The organism is Kitasatospora sp. NPDC056800, from assembly GCF_042789775.1.
GTDB lineage: Bacteria > Actinomycetota > Actinomycetes > Streptomycetales > Streptomycetaceae > Kitasatospora.
Map to the genome: position 1 here is coordinate 1 of NZ_JBHUAL010000074.1, position 19,120 is coordinate 19,120.

The 19,120-nt window shown below is 75.1% G+C and carries 15 protein-coding genes; 4 read left to right on the forward strand and 11 right to left on the reverse strand.

Annotated elements, in window-relative coordinates:
- Positions 1-10 precede the first annotated feature (10 nt).
- The 6 genes from ahcY to ACFRQN_RS18340 all read right to left on the reverse strand — a co-directional run bounded on the left by ahcY (position 11) and on the right by ACFRQN_RS18340 (position 6,481).
- Positions 11-1,459, reverse strand: a complete 1,449-nt coding sequence (ahcY, locus tag ACFRQN_RS18315; protein WP_049659437.1) for an adenosylhomocysteinase — start codon at positions 1,457-1,459, stop codon at positions 11-13.
- A gap of 369 nt (positions 1,460-1,828) precedes the next feature.
- Positions 1,829-2,806, reverse strand: coding sequence for a cation diffusion facilitator family transporter (locus ACFRQN_RS18320; RefSeq protein ID WP_074003860.1), 978 nt, complete (start codon positions 2,804-2,806; stop codon positions 1,829-1,831).
- 79 nt (positions 2,807-2,885) lie between these two features.
- Positions 2,886-4,136 carry an SIS domain-containing protein gene (locus ACFRQN_RS18325; RefSeq protein WP_375877529.1) on the reverse strand — a complete coding sequence of 417 codons (1,251 nt, stop codon included), beginning with the start codon at positions 4,134-4,136 and terminating at the stop codon, positions 2,886-2,888.
- A gap of 104 nt (positions 4,137-4,240) precedes the next feature.
- On the reverse strand, positions 4,241-4,423 hold the full coding sequence (locus ACFRQN_RS18330; protein WP_049659271.1) for a Trm112 family protein: 183 nt from the start codon (positions 4,421-4,423) through the stop codon (positions 4,241-4,243).
- A gap of 156 nt (positions 4,424-4,579) precedes the next feature.
- The gene (locus tag ACFRQN_RS18335; protein WP_049659270.1) at positions 4,580-5,965 is read right to left on the reverse strand and encodes a phosphomannomutase/phosphoglucomutase; all 1,386 of its coding nucleotides are present in this window, start codon (positions 5,963-5,965) and stop codon (positions 4,580-4,582) included.
- Between the two features lie 150 nt (positions 5,966-6,115).
- Positions 6,116-6,481, reverse strand: a complete 366-nt coding sequence (locus tag ACFRQN_RS18340; RefSeq protein ID WP_049659269.1) for a DUF3499 domain-containing protein — start codon at positions 6,479-6,481, stop codon at positions 6,116-6,118.
- A 164-nt stretch (positions 6,482-6,645) separates the two neighbouring features.
- On the opposite strand from ACFRQN_RS18340, the gene ACFRQN_RS18345 reads away from it, so the two are divergent.
- Positions 6,646-7,098, forward strand: coding sequence for a metallopeptidase family protein (locus tag ACFRQN_RS18345; protein WP_049659268.1), 453 nt, complete (start codon positions 6,646-6,648; stop codon positions 7,096-7,098).
- A gap of 51 nt (positions 7,099-7,149) precedes the next feature.
- Here the strand turns inward: ACFRQN_RS18345 and ACFRQN_RS18350 are convergent, their stop codons facing one another.
- The 3 genes from ACFRQN_RS18350 to ACFRQN_RS18360 all read right to left on the reverse strand — a co-directional run bounded on the left by ACFRQN_RS18350 (position 7,150) and on the right by ACFRQN_RS18360 (position 13,290).
- Positions 7,150-8,931, reverse strand: a complete 1,782-nt coding sequence (locus ACFRQN_RS18350) for a DUF5719 family protein (protein WP_380741182.1) — start codon at positions 8,929-8,931, stop codon at positions 7,150-7,152.
- Between the two features lie 6 nt (positions 8,932-8,937).
- A complete protein-coding gene (locus ACFRQN_RS18355) occupies positions 8,938-12,792 on the reverse strand; it encodes a glycosyltransferase (protein ID WP_380741183.1) in 3,855 nt (1,284 codons plus the stop codon).
- 225 nt (positions 12,793-13,017) lie between these two features.
- Positions 13,018-13,290, reverse strand: a complete 273-nt coding sequence (locus ACFRQN_RS18360; protein ID WP_030062195.1) for a WhiB family transcriptional regulator — start codon at positions 13,288-13,290, stop codon at positions 13,018-13,020.
- A 623-nt stretch (positions 13,291-13,913) separates the two neighbouring features.
- Here ACFRQN_RS18360 and ACFRQN_RS18365 point away from each other — a divergent pair.
- From ACFRQN_RS18365 to ACFRQN_RS18375, 3 genes are read left to right on the forward strand one after another with little or no spacing between them, the layout of a single operon-like run.
- Positions 13,914-14,594, forward strand: a complete 681-nt coding sequence (locus ACFRQN_RS18365; RefSeq protein WP_234348590.1) for a cysteine dioxygenase family protein — start codon at positions 13,914-13,916, stop codon at positions 14,592-14,594.
- 41 nt (positions 14,595-14,635) lie between these two features.
- Positions 14,636-15,595, forward strand: a complete 960-nt coding sequence (gene cofD, locus ACFRQN_RS18370) for a 2-phospho-L-lactate transferase (RefSeq protein WP_049657261.1) — start codon at positions 14,636-14,638, stop codon at positions 15,593-15,595.
- Positions 15,592-16,884 carry a coenzyme F420-0:L-glutamate ligase gene (locus ACFRQN_RS18375; protein WP_380741184.1) on the forward strand — a complete coding sequence of 431 codons (1,293 nt, stop codon included), beginning with the start codon at positions 15,592-15,594 and terminating at the stop codon, positions 16,882-16,884. Before cofD ends, ACFRQN_RS18375 begins: the two co-directional genes overlap by 4 nt.
- 15 nt (positions 16,885-16,899) lie before the next feature.
- On the opposite strand, the gene ACFRQN_RS18380 is transcribed toward ACFRQN_RS18375, so the two are convergent.
- Together ACFRQN_RS18380 and ACFRQN_RS18385 are read right to left on the reverse strand one after the other, a co-directional pair.
- A complete protein-coding gene (locus ACFRQN_RS18380) occupies positions 16,900-17,811 on the reverse strand; it encodes a DNA-3-methyladenine glycosylase family protein (RefSeq protein ID WP_375877533.1) in 912 nt (303 codons plus the stop codon).
- Positions 17,812-17,896: 85 nt separating this feature from the next.
- A complete protein-coding gene (locus tag ACFRQN_RS18385) occupies positions 17,897-19,024 on the reverse strand; it encodes an N-acetylmuramoyl-L-alanine amidase (protein ID WP_380741185.1) in 1,128 nt (375 codons plus the stop codon).
- Positions 19,025-19,120: the final 96 nt, after the last annotated feature.

Below are 19,120 nucleotides of genomic sequence, written 5' to 3' on the forward strand. Positions count from 1 at the left end.
CGCTGATCGGTCAGTAGCGGTACTGCTCCGACTTGAACGGGCCCTCGACCGGGACGCCGATGTAGTCGGCCTGCTCCTGGCTCAGGGTGGTCAGCTTCACGCCCAGCGCGTCGAGGTGCAGGCGGGCGACCTTCTCGTCCAGGTGCTTCGGCAGCACGTAGACGCCGATCGGGTACTGCTCGGTCTTCGTGAACAGCTCGATCTGGGCGATCGTCTGGTTGGCGAAGGAGTTGGACATCACGAAGGACGGGTGGCCGGTCGCGTTGCCCAGGTTCAGCAGGCGGCCCTCGGAGAGGACGATGATGGTGCGGCCGTCGGCCTTGCGCCACTCGTGGACCTGCGGCTTGACCTCGGTCTTCACGACGCCGTCGAGCTTGGCCAGGCCGGCCATGTCGATCTCGTTGTCGAAGTGGCCGATGTTGCCGACGATGGCCTGGTGCTTCATCCGGGCCATGTGCGAGGCCATGATGATGTCCTTGTTGCCGGTCGTGGTGATGAAGATGTCGGCGATCTCCACGACCTCCTCCAGGGTGGTGACCTGGTAGCCGTCCATCGCCGCCTGCAGCGCGCAGATCGGGTCGATCTCGGTGACGATCACGCGGGCGCCCTGGCCGCGCAGCGACTCGGCGCAGCCCTTGCCGACGTCGCCGTAGCCGCAGACGACCGCGACCTTGCCGCCGATCAGGACGTCGGTGGCGCGGTTGATGCCGTCGATCAGCGAGTGGCGGCAGCCGTACTTGTTGTCGAACTTCGACTTGGTGACCGAGTCGTTGACGTTGATGGCCGGGAACAGCAGCTGGCCGTCACGGTGCATCTCGTACAGGCGGTGGACACCGGTGGTGGTCTCCTCGGTCACGCCCTTGATCGTGGAGGCGACCTCGGTCCACTTGTTCGGGGTGTCCTTGAGGGTGCGGTTGAGCAGCTCCAGGATGATCCGGAACTCGTCGTTGTCCGCGGTGGACGGGTCCGGCGCGACGCCGGCCTTCTCGAACTCGACGCCCTTGTGGATCAGCAGGGTGGCGTCGCCGCCGTCGTCCAGGATCATGTTCGGGGTCTTGCCGTCAGGCCAGGTCAGGGCCTGCTCGGTGCACCACCAGTACTCCTCCAGGGTCTCGCCCTTCCAGGCGAAGACCGGCACGCCCTGCGGGTTCTCCGGGGTGCCCTCCGGGCCGACGGCGATGGCGGCGGCCGCGTGGTCCTGGGTGGAGAAGATGTTGCAGGAGCACCAGCGGACCTCGGCACCGAGCGCCGTCAGGGTCTCGATCAGCACGGCGGTCTGGATGGTCATGTGCAGCGAGCCGGTGATGCGGGCGCCGGCCAGCGGCTGCGCCTCGGCGTACTCGGCGCGGATCGCCATCAGACCGGGCATCTCGTGCTCGGCCAGCTGGATCTCCTTGCGGCCGAACGGCGCCAGGGAAAGGTCGGCGACCTTGAAGTCACCGGTGATGTCGGTCGACATGCGTCTGCTCCTCGCTGATGGGGGTGGGGCCATAGGTCCGGGCGTGCGTCGCGTGCGTCAGGCCGTACGGGTGCACGGCCACGCCGGGACCGCCGGGTCCGTGGTGGTGGACCGGCTTCCCGTTGCGCAGCACAAACCGTCGGAGGACCTCTCTCCCTCGACCGGCGCGCGCCCCGCGGGGTGCGGACCGCCGATCGACCGCCATCAGCAGCGACGTTCTGGCTCTGGTGACGAATCTACACCGATGGCCCCGCCGGCCGTCCGCCGATGACCGATTTCGGCCCCCGGTCCGACCCGCTCTCAAGCCGGGCCCCAGGACGGGCCGGTGTACGGGACAGGTCGGTCAGCGGGACGGGGGCGCGGGAGGGGTCAGTGCGCGCCGCCCGGGCCGGGGCCGCCGGGCGTGGCGGCCGGGTCGTCGCCCGCCGCGGCCTTCTCGGCGCTGTACACGTCGGGCTCCAGGTAGATCGCCCGGGCGATCGGGACGACCGCGCGGACCCGCGACTCGGCGGCGTCGATCGCCTCCGCGACCCGGGCGGCGCTGTCCTCCGCGTTGACGGCGATCTTGGCCGCGACCAGCAGCTCCTCCGGGCCGAGGTGCAGGGTGCGCATGTGGATCACCCGGGTGACCGCCTCGCCGTCCACCAGCGCCTCCCGGATCCGGCGCACCGAGTCCTTGTCGGCCGACTCGCCGAGCAGCAGCGACTTGGTCTCCAGGGCGAGCACCACGGCGATCACCACCAGCAGGAGGCCGATGCACAGGGTGCCGATGCCGTCCCAGACGCCGTCGCCGGTGATCACGGTGAGCCCGACGCCGAACAGCGCGAGCACCAGGCCGATCAGCGCGCCGGTGTCCTCCAGCAGCACCACCGGCAGCTCCGGCGCCTTGGCGGTGCGGATGAACTGGGTCCAGCTCTGCTTGCCCTTGGCCTTCTCCGACTCCCGCACCGCGGTCAGGAAGGACCAGCCCTCCATCCCGATGGCGAAGACCAGCACGCCGACCGCCCAGCCCCAGGCGTCCAGCGCCTCCGGGTGGCTGATCTTGTGCCAGCCCTCGTAGACCGCGAACAGGCCGCCGACGCTGAACAGCACGATGGCCACCAGAAAGCCGTACACGTAGCGCTCGCGGCCGTACCCGAAGGGGTGCTCCTCGTCGGCCGCCCGGCGCGCCCGCTTGCCGCCGATCAGCAGCAGTACCTGGTTGCCGGAGTCGGCCACCGAGTGCACGCCCTCGGCCAGCATCGAGGAGGAGCCGGTGAAGCCGAAGGCGGTGAACTTGGCCACGGCGATCGCCAGGTTCGCGGACAGCGCCGCGATCAGTGCCTTGGTACCGCCTTCGGTGCTCATGCTTCCAGGTCCTCACGGGTCGGTCGGCGTCGTCGAGCGCTTACCGTACCGGCCCCGGGGGCCCGATCGGCCGACCGTCTCAGGACTGCGCGGCGGCGAGCCCCAGGTAGACGGCGGCGAAGTCGGTCAGCGCGACCAGGTCGGCCAGCGCGTGCAGCGCGTCCGGCCGGGTGCTCGCGTACTCGGTCAGCCGGACGTCGTGCGCGGCGGCCAGCCGGTGCGCCCGGGAGACGCCGAAGCTGCGCGGCCCGGCGTCCTCCTCCGGCACCTCGGCCGGGCCGTCCTGCTCGTCCGGCGCCGCCGGGCCGGCCGCGCCGGGGGCGTGCCGCAGCAGCAGGACCTGGAGGTGCAGCGGGTCCGGCTCCTCGACCCGGTCGCGGAAGAAGTCGTCCGGATCGGCGCCCGCGCCCAACTGCCCGGTGAACATGCCGCGGTGGGCGGTGAGCACCTGCGGCAGCGGCCCGGCCAGCGCCGGACGCCCGGCCCGGTCGGCCAGCTGGGCGGCGAACCGGGTGGCGGCCGCCCCGGCGATCGGGCCCTCGGCCCACAGCAGCGGGACCGTCCCGGCCAGCCGGGCGGCCAGGCCCTTCGCCGGGTTGGTGTACGCGGCGGCGTCCGGGCGGCAGCGCACCGCGGCGGCGTCCAACAGGTCGGCGAGGGCCGGCAGCGCGTCGTACGGGAGCTGGGTGAGGCCGATCTTCTGGGCGAGCGCCAGCAGCGGGGCGAGGTGGGACCAGAGCGCCGCCGGGTCCTCGGCCGGCAGGTCCGGCTCGACGGCCGTCACGGGCGCGAGGTCCTCGGGCAGCACCGAGGCCACGAACGGCAGCGGCAGCGCGCGCACCTGCAGCGCGGCCTCGGCCAGCGCGCTGCCGGCCGGGGCGGTCACCACGATCGCGCAGCCGCGCGCGTACGCCTGCTCGGCGAGGGCGACCAGGCCCTGCTCGCCGCCGTCGGCGGAGCTGATCACCAGCAGGTCCAGCGGGCCGGCCCAGCCGGGCAGCTGCCAGCCGAGCCCGGCGGTGAAGGCGGGCGGGGCGCCGGCCCGGTCGGCGCGCGGGGCGGCGGCCTCGGTCGGCGGCAGCGGGGTGACCAGGGAGCTCGTACCGGCCAGCGCCGAGAGCATCTCGGCGGCGGTCAGCGCGCTGCCATGCCCGGCGACCAGGACGGCACGCGGGCGGCCGTCCGGACGCAGCCGGTCGAGGCCGGCCGCCTCGGCCTGCCGCAGTGCGGTGCGGACCCGCGCACCGGCGCCGGCCAGGGCCAGCAGGGCGCGGTCGTGGTCGGCGCGCTGGAGGGCGGCCGGGTCGTCGAGCAGGGTGTCGTCGAGCATGCGGCGAACCTCCGGCTGCGGTCCTGGACGGGCGGTCGGGGCGGTCGGGGCGGCTTCGTCCCGGGGCTTCCGCCCGGGCTTCGTCCCGGGCGTCGCACCCAGGATCAGGCCGGGCGGCGGGCCTCGTCCACCAGGAGGACCGGAATGCCCTCGCGGACCGGGTACGCGAGGCCGCAGTCCGCGCCGGTGCAGACCAGCTCGGGCTGCTCCTCGGTGCCGCCCTCGACGAGCGCGGCCCGGCACTGCGGGCAGACCAGGATCTCCAGCAGGAAGGATTCGAGCTTCATGGGGCTCTCCAAGGTTCGGGGGTGGCACGGAGGTGCCCCGGCCGATAGGAAACCCTACCGGCCGGGGCACCGGGGCCCGTGCTCAGGCGCTCCGCGCGGGCGCGAGCCCGGTCGGGGGCTCGGGCGCGGCGTCGGGCGAGGCGTCGGGCGAGGGGCTCAGCCGCGGACGACGGCGAGCACGCCGTCGCGCAGCTCGGCCATCTTCGCCGGGTCCTTGGCCTCGACGTTCAGGCGCAGCAGCGGCTCGGTGTTGGAGGCGCGCAGGTTGAACCACCAGTCCGGGCCGGCCACGGTCAGGCCGTCCAGCTCGTCCACCGTGGTGCCCTCCCCGCCCGCGTAGGCGGCGCGGACGGCGGCGGTGCTGGCGGCCTGGTCGGCCACGGTGCTGTTGATCTCGCCGGAGGCGGCGTAGCGGTCGTACTCGGCGGTGAGCCCGGACAGCGCGGACGGCTGCCCGCCGAGCGCGGCCAGCACGTGCAGCGCGGCCAGCATGCCGGTGTCGGCGCGCCAGAAGTCGCGGAAGTAGTAGTGCGCGGAGTGCTCGCCGCCGAAGACGGCGTCGGTCTCGGCCATCTCCTGCTTGATGAAGGAGTGGCCGACCCGGGTGCGCACCGGCTTGGCGCCGAGCTCGCGGACCACCTCGGGGACGGTCCAGGAGGTGATCAGGTTGTGGATGACGGTCGGCTCGGCCTCGCCGGCGGCCCGGGCGCGGGCGATCTCGCGGACGGCGACCAGGGCGGTGATCGCCGACGGGGAGACCGGCTCGCCGCGCTCGTCCACGACGAAGCAGCGGTCGGCGTCGCCGTCGAAGGCCAGGCCCACGTCGGCGCCGACCTCGCGGACCTTGGCCTGGAGGTCGACCAGGTTCTTCGGGTCGAGCGGGTTGGCCTCGTGGTTCGGGAAGGTGCCGTCCAGCTCGAAGTACATCGGGACGAGCTCGATCGGCAGGCCGTCGAAGACGGTCGGCACGGTGTGGCCGCCCATGCCGTTGCCGGCGTCCACCACGACCTTGAGCGGGCGGATCGCGGTGAGGTCGACCAGGCCCAGCAGGTGGTCGGCGTAGCCGCGCAGGGTGTCCTGGGCGGACAGCGCGCCCGGCTTCACGTCCCTGGCCGGGACGGTGACGGTGTCGTCCTCGGCGGTCCAGGACTCGACCAGCTCGCGGATCTCGGACAGGCCGGTGTCCTGGCCGACCGGGGCGGCGCCGGCCCGGCACAGCTTGATGCCGTTGTACTGGGCCGGGTTGTGGCTGGCGGTGAACATCGCGCCGGGCAGGTCGAGCTTGCCGCTGGCGTAGTACAGCTGGTCGGTGGAGCACAGCCCGATCTGCACCACGTCGGCGCCGTAGGCCGCGGCGCCCTCGGCGAAGGCCAGGCTCAGCGACGGCGAGGAGGGCCGCATGTCGTGCCCGACCACGATCGCGGTCGCGCCGGTGACCTGCACGAACGCGGCACCGAAGGCCCGGGACAGGCTCTCGTCCCACTGGTCCGGGACAACGCCTCGGACGTCGTACGCCTTCACGAGCTGCTTGAGGTCGCGCACTGCGGCTCCACCCTGGTTTTAGGACTGATCACGAAACGTCGGGGCCACCGCGCGTCGGTCGACGGGCGCGGTGACGGTAGACGGGCAGCGTACCCGGGCCGGACGAACGCCCCGTGCCAGGACCGGGGACGCCCCGTACCGGGAGGGGTGTCAGTTGTCGGGCGAGCGCAGCACCCGGAGGTGGCCGCGGCGGCCGCCCTCGGTGGACTCGCCCTCGAAGCCGCGGCCCTGACGGGGGGTCTGCGGGCGGGCGGCCTCGCGCACGGCGTTGGCCAGCGCCTCCAGGTCGTCGCTGCTGCGGCGCAGCGGCCCGGCCTCGGCGGCGAGCCGGACGACCTCCCAACCGCGCGGGGCGGTGAGCCGCTCGGCGTGCTCGGCGCACAGGTCGTAGCAGTGCGGCTCGGCGTAGGTGGCGAGCGGCCCGAGGACGGCGGTGGAGTCCGCGTAGACGTACGTCAGCGTCGCGACGGCCGGCCGGCCGCACGCGGTCCGCGAACAACGACGTACAGAGCTCACGAGGGTGGACGGTACCGCACTCCCCGCCGGGGAGCGAAGACCGCCTGCCCGGAGGGGGTGCCGTGTCGCCCCGCGGGCGCCGGGTCCGCGTATCCGACGCCCCGTGCGATTCCCGGTCGGAGTGGTCCACTTCCGACCGTCCAAGGACTACCCTCGGCAGTGATATGGACAGCTCCGCACCGCAGTCATCGACAGGCCCGGCGCGCCGCCCCCGGCACCGCGACCGGCACGGGCGGGGCCTGCGCGGCCCGCTGGCGCCGCCCCAGGTGCCGATCTCGCTCACCCGCTCCGAACTGTTCGACGACTACGTGCGCGAGTCGGTGGAGCGCCTCGAACGGCGTTGGCCGCAGTTGATCGAGGTGGAGTTCGCCGTCCAGGAGGTGCCGCTGCACGAGCCGGACGGCGCCGACGCCGAGGACGGCGTGCCGCTGGGGCGGGTGTCGCCGGGCCAGCAGGGGCGCAAGAGCCAGATCGTGGTGTACCGGCGGCCGGTGGAGATCCGGGCGAAGACCCGGGAGGACCGCGCGGCGCTGGTGCACGAGATCCTGATCGAACAGGTCGCGGAGCTGCTCGGGCTGTCGCCGGACGCCATCGACCCGCGCTACGACGAGGACTGAGACGGGTCGGGGCCCGCGCCGGGTGTCCGGCGCGGGCCCCGCTCGGCGCGCTCAGCGCAGGACGACGCCCGGGTCCTGGCCGGCCTGCGGGACCTTGACGGTGCTGCGGTCGTCGCGCAGCGCCTGGACGGTGAACATCGGCACGTCCTTGGCCGGCAGGGAGAGCATCCGGGCGGCCACCACCGGGCCGCCGGAGACGGTCTCCACGGTGAGCGCGAAGACGCCGTTCAGCCCGGCGGGCTCGGGCGCCGGGAGGGCGACCGTGCCGCCGGCCGGCAGCTGGACCTCCTTGGTGGCCGGGGTGCCGCCGCCGCTGCCGGCCGAGGCGGTGACCCGGACGGTGGCGGCCTCGCCGCTGGAGGTCAGGTAGAGCGTGGAGGCGCCGGCCCGGTTGTCGGCGACGGTGGCGCGGGCGCCGACCGGGTCGCTGCCGGTCAGCCAGGCCGCGTCGGTCTTGCCGTTGGCCGCCGCCCGGTCGACCCGCAGCCCGGCCACGACCGGGGTGCGGTGCTTGTCGTCGCTGGGCGACAGCCGCAGCCCGGCGACCTCGTCCCGGGTGAGCTTGCCGAGGTCGACGGCGGCCACCATGCCCGCCTTGACGTGGATCGACTCGTTGCCGGCCGGGCTGAACCAGCCGTTCTTGCCGGACAGCTGGATCTTCAGGTCGGCGTCGTCCTCCGGCGGCGCCCAGACCACCAGGCGGGCGGAGGCGGTGTCGGCGGGCAGGCCGGGCATCACCTGGACCGGGGCCGGGGCGTCCGAGGCGGGGACCCAGTCGGCGCCCTTGCCGCCGTCGGCGGCGTGCAGCGCGGCGCCGACCCGCCCGGAGCGCACCACCACGTGCACCGCGAGGTCGGCGACCGCGCCCTTGGTGAGGGTCGACAGCAGGACGGCCTGGGAGCTGCCGGGCGAGACGGTGATCCCGTTGGCGGCGTCGTTGTCGATCAGGCCCTTGTCGCCGTACAGCTTGATGTCCACCACCGCGGCGGCGGACTCGGTGTTGACCAGGCTGAGGTAGTCGACCCGGTCGGCGGCGGTGCTGGCCCCGGCGAACCAGAAGCTGGTCGCGGCCGGGGTGCAGGTGAGGCCGGACAGGCCGAGGCCGCGCTGCTCGGTGACCACCGTGGTCTGGGTGACGGTGAAGCCGGGGGCGAGGGCGCCGGTGGCGACGGCCCCGGTGCCGGGCGCGGCGTCGCCGTTGGCGGCCGGGCCGGTGGCCGGGGTGCCGGGCTTGGGCACGGTCAGCCGGGCGTCGGCGGGCGCCGCGTTCTTGTCCTGGACCGGGGCGCCCGGGGCGCCCGAGCCGGTCGGGGCCGGGGTGGCGGCGGCCGGGGCCGCGGGGGCGGTGGTCGGCTGGGCGGCGGGCACGGCGGGCGCGGCCGCGTCGGAGAGCCAGCCGGCCCCGCCGGTGGCGGAGCCCGTCCCGGGCGGGGTGTAGGCGGTGAGCGTGGTCGAGCCGGTCAGGCCCTGGACCGGCTGCGGGCAGACCACCGAGGTCCGCTCGACCTGCGCGGTGGTCGCGGCGGCTCCGGTGCCGGCCTTGGCCGGGGCGGCCGGCGGGCGCACCTGGGCGATCCCGAACACCGCCGCGAGCACCACGGCCGCGGCGAGCAGGGACTGGGTGGTCTTCGCCGCCCCGCCGGACCCGGCCGCTCCGGCCCCCTCGGCTCCTCCGGCTCCTCCGGCTCCTCCGGCTCGCCCTGCGAGCGGGCCGCGGCCGCGGCCGGGGCGGGACGTCCGGGCCGGGCCGGACGGCTCCGCCGCGACGGCGGGCCCGGCCGGCTCGGCGGCCTCGCCGGCGCCGGACTTCTTCCTGAATGCGGGCTTCTTCATCGCGGGTCAGCTCCCCGATCCGTGCTGGTGCGGGTACCGGCCGGGGCCGTTGGGGTCGTTCGGGTCGTACGGGGCCTCGCCCTGCGGCTGGCCGGGCAGCCAGGGCTGCTGCTCCGGCTGCTGCCCGCCGTCGTAGCCGTGGACCTCGTAGTACGGCTGCTGCTCGGGCTGGTACGGCTGCTCGTAGCCCTGCTGCCGGCCGTACCCGTGGGCGTCGTACCCCTGGGTGTCGTAGCCCTGGCCGCCGTACGGCGCGGCGACCGGCTGCTGGGCCGCGTACTGGTCGTAGCTGTACGGGTCGGCCTGCTGGTACGCCTGGTACGGGTCCGTGTACTGCTCGGCGTCCTGGATGGCGGCGGCCGCCTGGACGGCGCCGGTCACCGGCTCGGAGCTCGGCTGGGCCGGGATCGCGCCCGGCCGGTCGTACACCCCGGACTCCTCGGCACCGCCCTCGGCGCCCTCCGCGCCCTCGCCCCGCTCGGCCATCCGGCGGGCCCGGCGGCTGCCGGGGGCGGGGGCCTGCGCCTGGGCGGCGGCGGCCAGCGCGGCGGTGGCGACGGCCTCCTCCGGCAGGTCGTCGTCCTTGTGGCTGCGGCGGCCGGGCAGGGCCAGCACCAGGATGGTGAGGCCGAGCAGCACCTGGGCCCAGATCCAGCCGGTGTGGGCGGCGCCGCCCTCGCGGGTGACGGCCAGCTTGCCGCCGGCGGCCGGGAGCTTGAAGCCCTGCGCCCAGCCGTCGACCGTGGTGGGCTCCAGCGCGGTGCCGTTGACGGTGGCCTTCCACTCCGGGGCGGCGGACTCGGCGAGCCGCAGCACCCGGCCGTCCGGGCCGGCCGGAACGGTGGCGGACAGGTCGCGGGCCCCGGACGGGACGACCACCGGGGTGGCCCCCGGGGCGGTGATCACCGCGCGGACCGCGGGGGTGCCGTTGACCTGCCAGAGCGCGGCGGCGCCGTCCTGGTTGGCCTTGACCAGGCCGGGGGTGGTGTCCAGGACGTCCTTGAAGGCGTCGATCACCGGCTGCTGGACCAGCACGTAGGCGATGCCGTAGCCGGCCAGGGCGCTCGCCTGGTCGGCACCGGAGCCGGCCAGCAGGCTGCCGACCATCTTGTTCAGGCCGTCCTGGGTGCCGGTCGCCGGGTCGACGGTGGACTCGGCCTGGCCGAGCGTCAGACCGGCGCCGCGCAGCACGGTGTAGCGGACCGCGCCGCCGCCCTTCTCCCCGGTGACGACCAGGGTGCGGGCCCGGTCGGTGGTCCCGGCCTCCTCGGCGATGAACGCGGGGACCTGGTCGGCCTGGCCGCGGTGCAGCGGGCCGCCGGCGCCGGTCAGCGCCCACCACAGGCCGGTGCCCAGCGGGGCCAGCACGGCCGAGGCCACCACCAGGGCGGCCACCGGCTGGCGCCAGCCGAAGGCGATCCCGGCGACGCGGGCGTTGGCGCCGTCGGCGCCGATCGCGGCGGCGGCGAGCAGGGCGAGCCCGGCGATCAGGGTCGCCGGGCCGGTCCAGGCGGGCACCGCCGGGCCGCCGGAGGCCGGGGTGACGGAGGTGCCCGCCACCACGACCGAGAAGACCAGGCCGGCGCCGGCCGCGCCCCAGGCGACGAGCACCGCACGGCGGCGGTCGGCGCGCAGCAGCGCGGCCAGGGCGGCCAGCACGACACCCGCCGAGAGCCAGACCGGCGGCACCCCGGCGCCGCCCGGGTTGACCAGCAGCAGGCCGGCCGCGCTCGCGCCGGTGCCGTGCAGACCGGGCAGCCCGGCCTCCAGCAGCAGCCACTGCGGGTGCGACAGCACCTTGAGCGACCACGGGGCCAGCACCGCGACCGGCACCGCCAGGATCACCAGGACGCGCAGGCCGAGCGGCCGCAGGGCCGCGCCGCCGGAGCCGAAGGCGCTGCCGCGCAGCACCCCGACGACCAGCATCGCCAGGCAGAGCGGCACCGCGAGCGCCCACGTTATCGGGACGAAGGCGGTGGCCAGGGTGAGCAGCAGGACGGTCATCCAGACCGGGCGCCAGCCCGGGCGGGCGCCCTTGGCGGCGCTCTCGGCGCGGATGCCGAGGCCGGCCGCGATGGCGGCGGCGCGGGCCAGCGGCGGCAGCAGCACGGCGAGCACGGCGGTGCCGATCCGGCCCTGGGCGAGCGCGCCGGTCGCGGCGGGCAGCAGCGCGTAGGTGGCGCTGGCCCAGGCGCGGACCAGCTTGGAGTCCAGCAGCGGCCGGGACACCAGGTAGGCGCTGACCGCGGAGAGCGGGACGGAGAGCACCACGAGCAGGGTGAGCGCGAGGTCGGCGTGGTCGAACAGGATCCAGGAGAGCACCGCGAGCACGCCGAGGTACGGCGGTGCGGCGGCGGTGGACCCGGTGCCGACCGGGTGCCAGGCGTCCGCGTACATCGACCAGAGGCCGCCGGCCCCGTCGGCCGCCGGCAGCAGGGCGCCGCCGAACAGCTCGCCGCTGCCGAGCAGGCCGCGGCAGGCGATCAGGGCGAACACCAGCAGGGCCGCGAACAGCACCGGCGCCGGGCGCCGGGCGAGCTTCTTGAGCAGGGCGAACTGCTCGACGACCAGGTCCTCGGCGTCCTCGTCGCCGCCGGCCTCGGCCGAGCCGTGCCGGCCGGTGTCGTCGCCGCCCCCTATCCCGAGCGAGCCGACGACGCCCTCGACCGCCAGCCGGGTGGTGGCGCCGGGGGCCGGGAAGAGCGTGCGGTCGTCCAGGGCGTCCGCCGACCGGGACTTGGCGCGGCGTTTGCGCCCGGCCAACAGCCGTGGGAAGCGGACGAGTTCGTGGCCGAGGCCGGCGAGTTCGTCGAAGGCCTGGCGCGGGTCCTTGCCGAGCAGGTTGGTGACGGCCCGCAGCAGGGTGCCGAGCACCAGCCGCAGCAGGACGTAGGGGAAGAGCGCGCCCTTGCAGTTGGTGAGCAGGGTGTAGACAGCGCCGGCCTTGTCCATCCGGTGCGGATGGGCGGGGCCGCAGTCGATCGCCCGGCGCTCGCGGGCGGCCGCCTCGGCGTGCCGCAGCACGGCGTCGGGGGCGACCACCACGCGGTGGCCGGCGGCGTTGACCCGCCAGCAGAAGTCGGTGTCGTCCCGCATCAACGGGAGGGCCCGGTCGAAGCCTCCGAGCTCCTCGAAGACGTCCCGGCGCACCAGCATGCCGGCGCTGGAGACGGCGAGCACCGGGCGGACCTGGTCGTGCTGGCCCTGGTCCTGCTCGCGGCGGTCGAGGCCGGTCCAGCGGCGGCCGGAGCGGGCGATGGTGACGCCGACCTCGAGGAGCTGGCGGCGGTCGTACCAGCTGCGCAGCTTGGGGCCGACCACGGCGGCGCTGGGGGTGGAGTCGGCGACCTGGAGCAGTCGGCGCAGGGCGTCGGTCTGCGGCTCGCAGTCGTCGTGCAGCAGCCAGAGCCACTCGACCGGCCGGGTCTCGCGCGGGCCGCCGCGGCCGAGGTCGTCCTCCTGGGCGAGCGGGTCGCCGAAGTCGTCCCAGCCGCCGGTGACCGGGTCGTAGCCGGAGGGGTCGAGCCGGTACGGGAGGTCCTCCGGGCGCAGGGGCGCACTGCCCGCCACGGCCTCGTGGACGGCGGTGCCGAAGCCGGCCCGGCGGCCGAGGACCAGCGGCCCGCTCTCGGGCAGCCAGTCGGCGAGGGTGTCCGCGAGCAGTTGCGGAGAGTTGTCGGTGGATCCGGTGTCGACCGCGAGGACGCGCTGGACCTGGCGGTCCTGACCGAGCAGGCCGGCCATGGCCCGCGGGAGCCAGCGGGCGCCGTCGTGCGAGACGATCACGGCGGTGACCAGGTGGCGCGGATAGGCGGGCGGCCGGGAAGCGGTGGAGCCGCTCTGGTGGCTGTAGACGGTCATCGCGTGCGCGGGCCCCAGTTCTCGGTGGACACAGCCGGTGAACGGCAACCGGATGGCGCACCACACTAACGGCTCCGGGTGGCCGCTTCGTCCGGGGTGTGCGTGCGGGGACGGTGAAGGGGCCCCGGGAACACGAAAGCGCCCCACCACCGCGGTGAGGCGCCCGTACAGCTGTGCGGTTGTCCGTCGCTGTCGAAGGGTCAGCGGGGGGCGGGGGCCGCCCGGTCAGACCGCGCTCTTCTTGAGCCGACGGCGCTCGCGCTCGGAGAGGCCGCCCCAGATGCCGAAACGCTCGTCATTGGCGAGGGCGTACTCCAGGCACTCGGAACGGACCTCGCAGGCGAGGCAGACCTTCTTGGCCTCGCGGGTCGAGCCGCCCTTCTCGGGGAAGAAGGACTCGGGGTCGGTCTGGGCGCACAACGCGCGCTCCTGCCAGCCGAGTTCCTCCTCGTCCTCCGCGATGCCGTCCCCGATCAACAGCTCAAAGAGCTCGCTCATGTGGCGCGCCTCCTCTGCCCCTACTTGGCGTCCCCGTGGTTGCCGTTGCCTCGTGCGGCTGACGACACGAGTGAAATTACAGTTGCGTCACTCTGGCCCAGTCAAGCCGAGCTCTGGTATTGGGGCTGGGATTCACTCCCTGGCACCAAGCCGTTACGAATAGTGTACATATCCGGACACATCGGACCTTCCACCTCAAGGTCCTGAACGGTGCCGAACCATCCGCAACCATTCACCGGGTGACGCTCGGTCACCGTCACAGGCCGGTCATCGGCCTGCCTTCCCGGCGATCTTCCCATCGAAACATAGAGAGTGATGAATCACCCCATCAGGGAAAGATCCGGACCTAACCCACTCGAATGCCGCATCCTTCGGTTTGACACCGCCCCTGCGGATGCGGTGTCCTTGCTCCTATGTCAGAGTTCGCCAGCCCCCGGAGCGGTTCCACGCTCCGCCGTGCCGTGAACTCTTGTTGTCGCCTCTGTTCCTGCTGTATCTAGGCGCCCGCGTCCCACCGCGCGCCGCCCCCAGGAAGCACAGAGGCCGCCCGCGATTCCCGTCCCAGGACATCCCGGATCCGGCCGATCCCGACGAACCGGCCGACCCTTCCGAGGACGACTCCCGTGCGCATGATCCGCATCCGCAAGCGGAACCGCGACCGCAACAAGCTCTCCCGCCGTGGCCCCGCCACCGTCCGCACCGGCACCCCCGCCGACGCCCGGACCCGCCAGTGGGCCGACGGCCTCAGCGACGTCTCCATCGCCGGCGACCCGCTCGCCTTCCCGCACCTGGCGCGCACCGACCTGCCCGCCCACCCCACCACCGTCGCCGAGTACGCCCGGCTGGTGCGCGAGATCGCCGCCGACCGCTCCCGCTGGGAGCCGCTGGTCCGCTACGACGCGCTGACCCGCTGGTACGCCCGGCTGGAGACCGGCCCCGGCTACGAGGTCTGGCTGCTCAGCTGGCTGCCCGGGCAGTCCAGCGGCTTCCACGACCACGGCGAGTCCTCCGGCGTGATGAGCGTCGTCCGGGGCGAGCTGATCGAGCGCTCCCTCACCCTCCCCCAGCCCTCGGCCGGGGGCGACCCCAGCGGCGCGATCGCCCGCACCCTGCGGCCCGGCGGGCAGCGGGTGTTCTCCTCCGGCTACCTGCACGAGGTCGTCAACGGCGCGCTCGAACCCGCCGTCTCCATCCACCTCTACGCCCCCGGCCTGACCGAGATGAACCAGTACGGCGCCACCGCCGTCCCCGAGCAGCACCAGGAGCAGCACACCGGGCGGCAGGCGCAGGCCGGGTCGCACTGATCACGGCTGACGGAAAGTCGGACCGTGGCAGGATGAACCCCATGCGCATCGTGGCACTGGCAGGCGGAATCGGCGGGGCGCGCTTCCTGCGCGGACTCCTCGCGGCGGTCGGACCGCAGGACGAGATCACCGTCATCGGCAACACCGGCGACGACATCCACCTCTACGGCCTCAAGGTCTGCCCCGACCTCGACACCGTGATGTACACCCTCGGCGGCGGCATCCACGAGGAACAGGGCTGGGGCCGGACCGACGAGACCTGGTCCATCAAGGCCGAGATGAAGGAGTACGGCGTCGGCCCCGAGTGGTTCGGGCTCGGCGACCGCGACTTCGCCACCCACCTCGTGCGCAGCCAGATGCTCACCGCCGGGTACAGCCTCAGCCAGGTCACCGAGGCGCTGTGCGTGCGCTGGAAGCCGGGCGTGCGGCTGCTGCCGATGAGCGACGACCGGGTCGAGACCCACGTGCGGATCACCGACGAGCAGGGCACCCGGGCGGTCCACTTCCAGGAGTACTGGGTCCGGCTGCACGCCGAGGTGGACGCCGAGGCGATCGTCCCGGTCGGCGCGGACACCGCCAAGCCCGCACCCGGTGTGCTGGAGGCGATCGCCGAGGCGGACGTCATCCTCTTCCCGCCGTCCAACCCGGTGGTCTCGATCGGCACCATCCTCGCCGTCCCCGGCATCCGGGAGGCGGTCGCCGCCGCGCCCGCGCCGGTGGTCGGGCTCTCCCCGATCATCGGCGGGGCGCCGGTGCGCGGCATGGCCGACAAGGTGCTCGCCGCCGTCGGCGTCGAGGCCACGGCGGAGGCGGTCGCGCTCGACTACGGCGCGGCGCTCGTCGACGGGTGGCTGGTGGACACCGTGGACGAGGCCTCGGTGGCCGCCGTCGAGGCCGCCGGGATCGCCTGCCGGGCCGTCCCGCTGCTGATGACCGACGTCGAGGCCACCGCCGAGATGGCGCGGGCGGCGCTCGCGCTGGCCGAGCAGGTGCGCAAGTGACGCTGGAGGTCCTCGGCGTCGAGGGGCTGCCCGAGGTCGCGGCCGGGGCGGACCTCGGCGAGCTCATCGCCAAGGCGGGGACGTACCAGGACGGCGACATCCTGCTGGTCACCTCGAAGATCGTCAGCAAGGCCGAGGGCCGGCTGCTGCACGCCGCCGACCGCGAGGCCGCGATCGACGCCGAGACCGTCCGGGTGGTCGCCCGGCGCGGGCCGGTCCGGATCGTGGAGAACCGCAACGGCCTCGTCATGGCCGCCGCCGGGGTCGACGCCTCCAACACCGCCCCCGGCACCGTGCTGCTGCTGCCCGAGGACCCGGACGCCTCCGCCCGGGCGCTGCGGGCCCGGCTCCAGCGGCTGACCGGCCGCCGGCTCGCCGTCGTCGTCACCGACACCTTCGGCCGGCCCTGGCGCAACGGGCTGACCGACGTGGCGATCGGCGCCGCGGGCCTCTCCGTCCTGGAGGACCACCGCGGCCGCACCGACAGCCACGGCAACCGGTTGGAGATGACCGTCACCGCGACGGCCGACGAACTCGCCGCCGCCGCCGACCTGGTGAAGGGCAAGGCCGGCGGCGTCCCGGTCGCCGTCGTGCGCGGACTCGGACACCTCGTCACCGCCGAGGACGGCGACGGCGCCCGGCCGCTGGTCCGGCCCGCCGTCGACGACATGTTCCGGCTCGGCACCTCCGAGGCGCTGCGGCAGGCCGTCACCCTGCGGCGCACCGTCCGCTCCTTCACCACCGAGCCGGTCGACCCGGCCGCCGTCCGCCGCGCCGTCGCCGCCGCCGTCACCGCGCCCGCCCCGCACCACACCACGCCCTGGCGGTTCGTGCTGCTGGAGTCGGCGGACACCCGGGTCCGGCTGCTCGACGCGATGCTCGCCGCCTGGCAGCGCGACCTGCGCGAACTCGACGGCTGGGACGAGGCGAAGATCGCCCGGCGCACCGCCCGCGGCGACGTCCTGCGCGACGCCCCGTACCTGGTGGTGCCCTGCCTGGTGACGGACGGCTCGCACGACTACCCGGACCCGCGCCGGGCCGCCGCCGAACGGGAGATGTTCACCGTCGCCGCCGGCGCCGCCGTGCAGAACCTGCTGGTCGCGCTCACCGGCGAGGGGTACGGCTCCGCCTGGGTCTCGTCCACCATGTTCTGCCGCGACACCGTGCGGGAGGCGCTGGACCTCCCGCAGGGGTGGGACCCGATGGGCGCCGTCGCCGTCGGCCGGCCCGCGGAGGCGCCGAAGGTCCGTCCGGAACGCGACGCGGGGGCCTTCATCACCGTCCGGTAGCGGCAGCCGCCGGGGTCAGCGGTGGCGGTGGTCGTTGGGAGTCAGCCGGGGGCCGTAGCGGGGGGCGTGGGCGGCCGTGGCCAGCAGGAGGCGGCAGACCCGGTGGCGCTGGGGGCGGTAGGGCTCCAGGAGCGCGAGCATCTGGGCGTCGTCGCTGCGGGGGCGGCCGGCCAGCGCCCAGCCGACCAGGTTGGGCAGGTGGAAGTCCCCGACCGAGACCGCGTCCGGGTCGCCGTTGCTGCGCTGCAGCGTCTCGGCGGCCGTCCAGGGCCCGATGCCGGGGACGGCGGTGAGGCGGGCGAAGGCCTCCTCGTGGCCCATGGCCGAGGCCTCCTCCAGCCGCGGCGCCAGGCGGACGGCGCGCACGACCGTGCCCGAGCGCTTCGGGTCCACGCCCGCCCGGTGCCACTCCCAGCTCGGCACCAGTGCCCACTCGCGGGCCGACGGCGCCACCCGCATGCCCTCGGCCGGGCCCGGCGCCGGGGTGCCGAAGTCCCGCAGCAGGAGGCGCCAGGCGCGGTACGCCTCGTCGGTGGTGACCTTCTGCTCCAGGATCGCCGGGACCAGCGACTCCAGCACCAGGCCCGTCCTGGTCAGCCGGACCCCGGCGGTACGGCGCTGGGCGTCCCGCAGCGGGCCGGGCGGCAGGACCAGCGCCTCCGGGGCGTCCTCGGCGCCGAGCAGGGCGGGGAGGCGGTCGAGGAGCCAGTCCGCGCCGGGGCCCCAGGCGCTCGCCTCGACCTCGCCGGCGGCCGGACGCGGCAGCACCCGCAGGGTGCCGATGCCGCCCGGGGTGCGGGAGGCGCGCCAGACGGCGCCGTCGCCGGTGCTGCGGTACGCCGGGTCGGCGGGGCCGCGGCGCAGCGGGAGCAGCGTGCGGGCGACGTCCAGCGGGAAGCCCGGGCGCCAGCGCCGTACCGCTTCCACCGCCGTCGCCTCCCGGGTCGCCTCCGGACATGAACGATACGCGGGTGGTCGGACAGCGCCGGCGGGACGGCGGAGGGCCCCGGGGTCAGCGGGTCTGCAGGCGGGCCGCCGCGGCGCGCAGGGCGGGGAGGCGGGCGTAGAGGGCGTTGCCGGGGCACTCGGTGTCGAAGGCGTCGCGGTGGCCGGAGACGGCGTCGAAGTCGACGGTGCTGCCCTTGGGGTAGCGGCTGGCGTCCGAGGAGGAGGTGAGGCGGGCGCGGCCGTCGGCGGGGCGGGCGGCGAGGCCGAGCTTCCAGGCGGCGAGGGCGGCGAGGCCGTCGAGGAGGGGGCGGGACGGCTGGTCGCCGGTGTAGGTGCCGAGGGCGGCGACGCCGGCGGAGTCGGTGTTGAAGCCGAGGGTGTGGGCGCCGTGGACGGGCTGGTCGACGCCGCCGGCCCGGCCCTCGTAGACGGTGCCGCAGCGGTCGACCAGGAAGTTGTAGCCGATGTCCCGCCAGCCGTTGGTCTTCACGTGGTACTGGTAGATCGCCCGGACCACCCGGGGCGCGTCGGCGCAGGCGTAGTCGGTGGTGGTGGCGGTGTGGTGGACGAAGACCTCGCGGACCGGGCCGGTGTACTCGAATTCCGGGTCGCGCAGCGACTCGTCGGCGCCCCAGCCGGCCCGGGTGACGATCCTCGGGCGCGGGGCCTGCCCCTTGGCCGGCCCGGTGGTCGGCGCGGTCGGCGCTTCCGCGGGCAGGGTCCGTACGGTGGCCGGGGCGGCGCCGTGTCCCGGGTCGACCAGGTCGAGCCGCAGTCCGGGCGGCGCTCCGGCGGGCCCGGGCCGGAACTCGACGGCGACGCCGTCGCTGCGGCCGGTCCAGAGCGGGGCGGTGGCGCCGTGCGCCGTGTGGTCGGGGCCGTCCTCGGCGTCGGCCTCCAGCCGGTGCCAGCCGCTCCAGCGGCCGGTGGCCGCGTCCCGGGTGCGGACCCGGAGCACCGCGCCGGCGAGTGCGTCCGCCGGGCCGTCCCAGCCGAGGCCGAGGAGTTCGAACGGTGCGGTGCCGCGCGGGGCGAGGCCGGTCCCGGCGGGCAGCGGGAGCGTGGTGGTGGAGCCGCCGCCGGCGAAGTCGTGGCGGCGCGGGGCGGACGAGGGGGTCGCACCGGCGGCGGGCTGGAGCAGGAGGGCGGCGGTGCAGCCGGCGAGCAGGGCGGCCGGAAGTGAGAGGCGCATAAACCGGATCGTCGCCGCAAACCGGACCGCCCGCCACGCCGCTCCGCGCCCGTTCGGCCGCCCCTCCCGACCTCCCACCCGAAGGCCGTAGGCTGG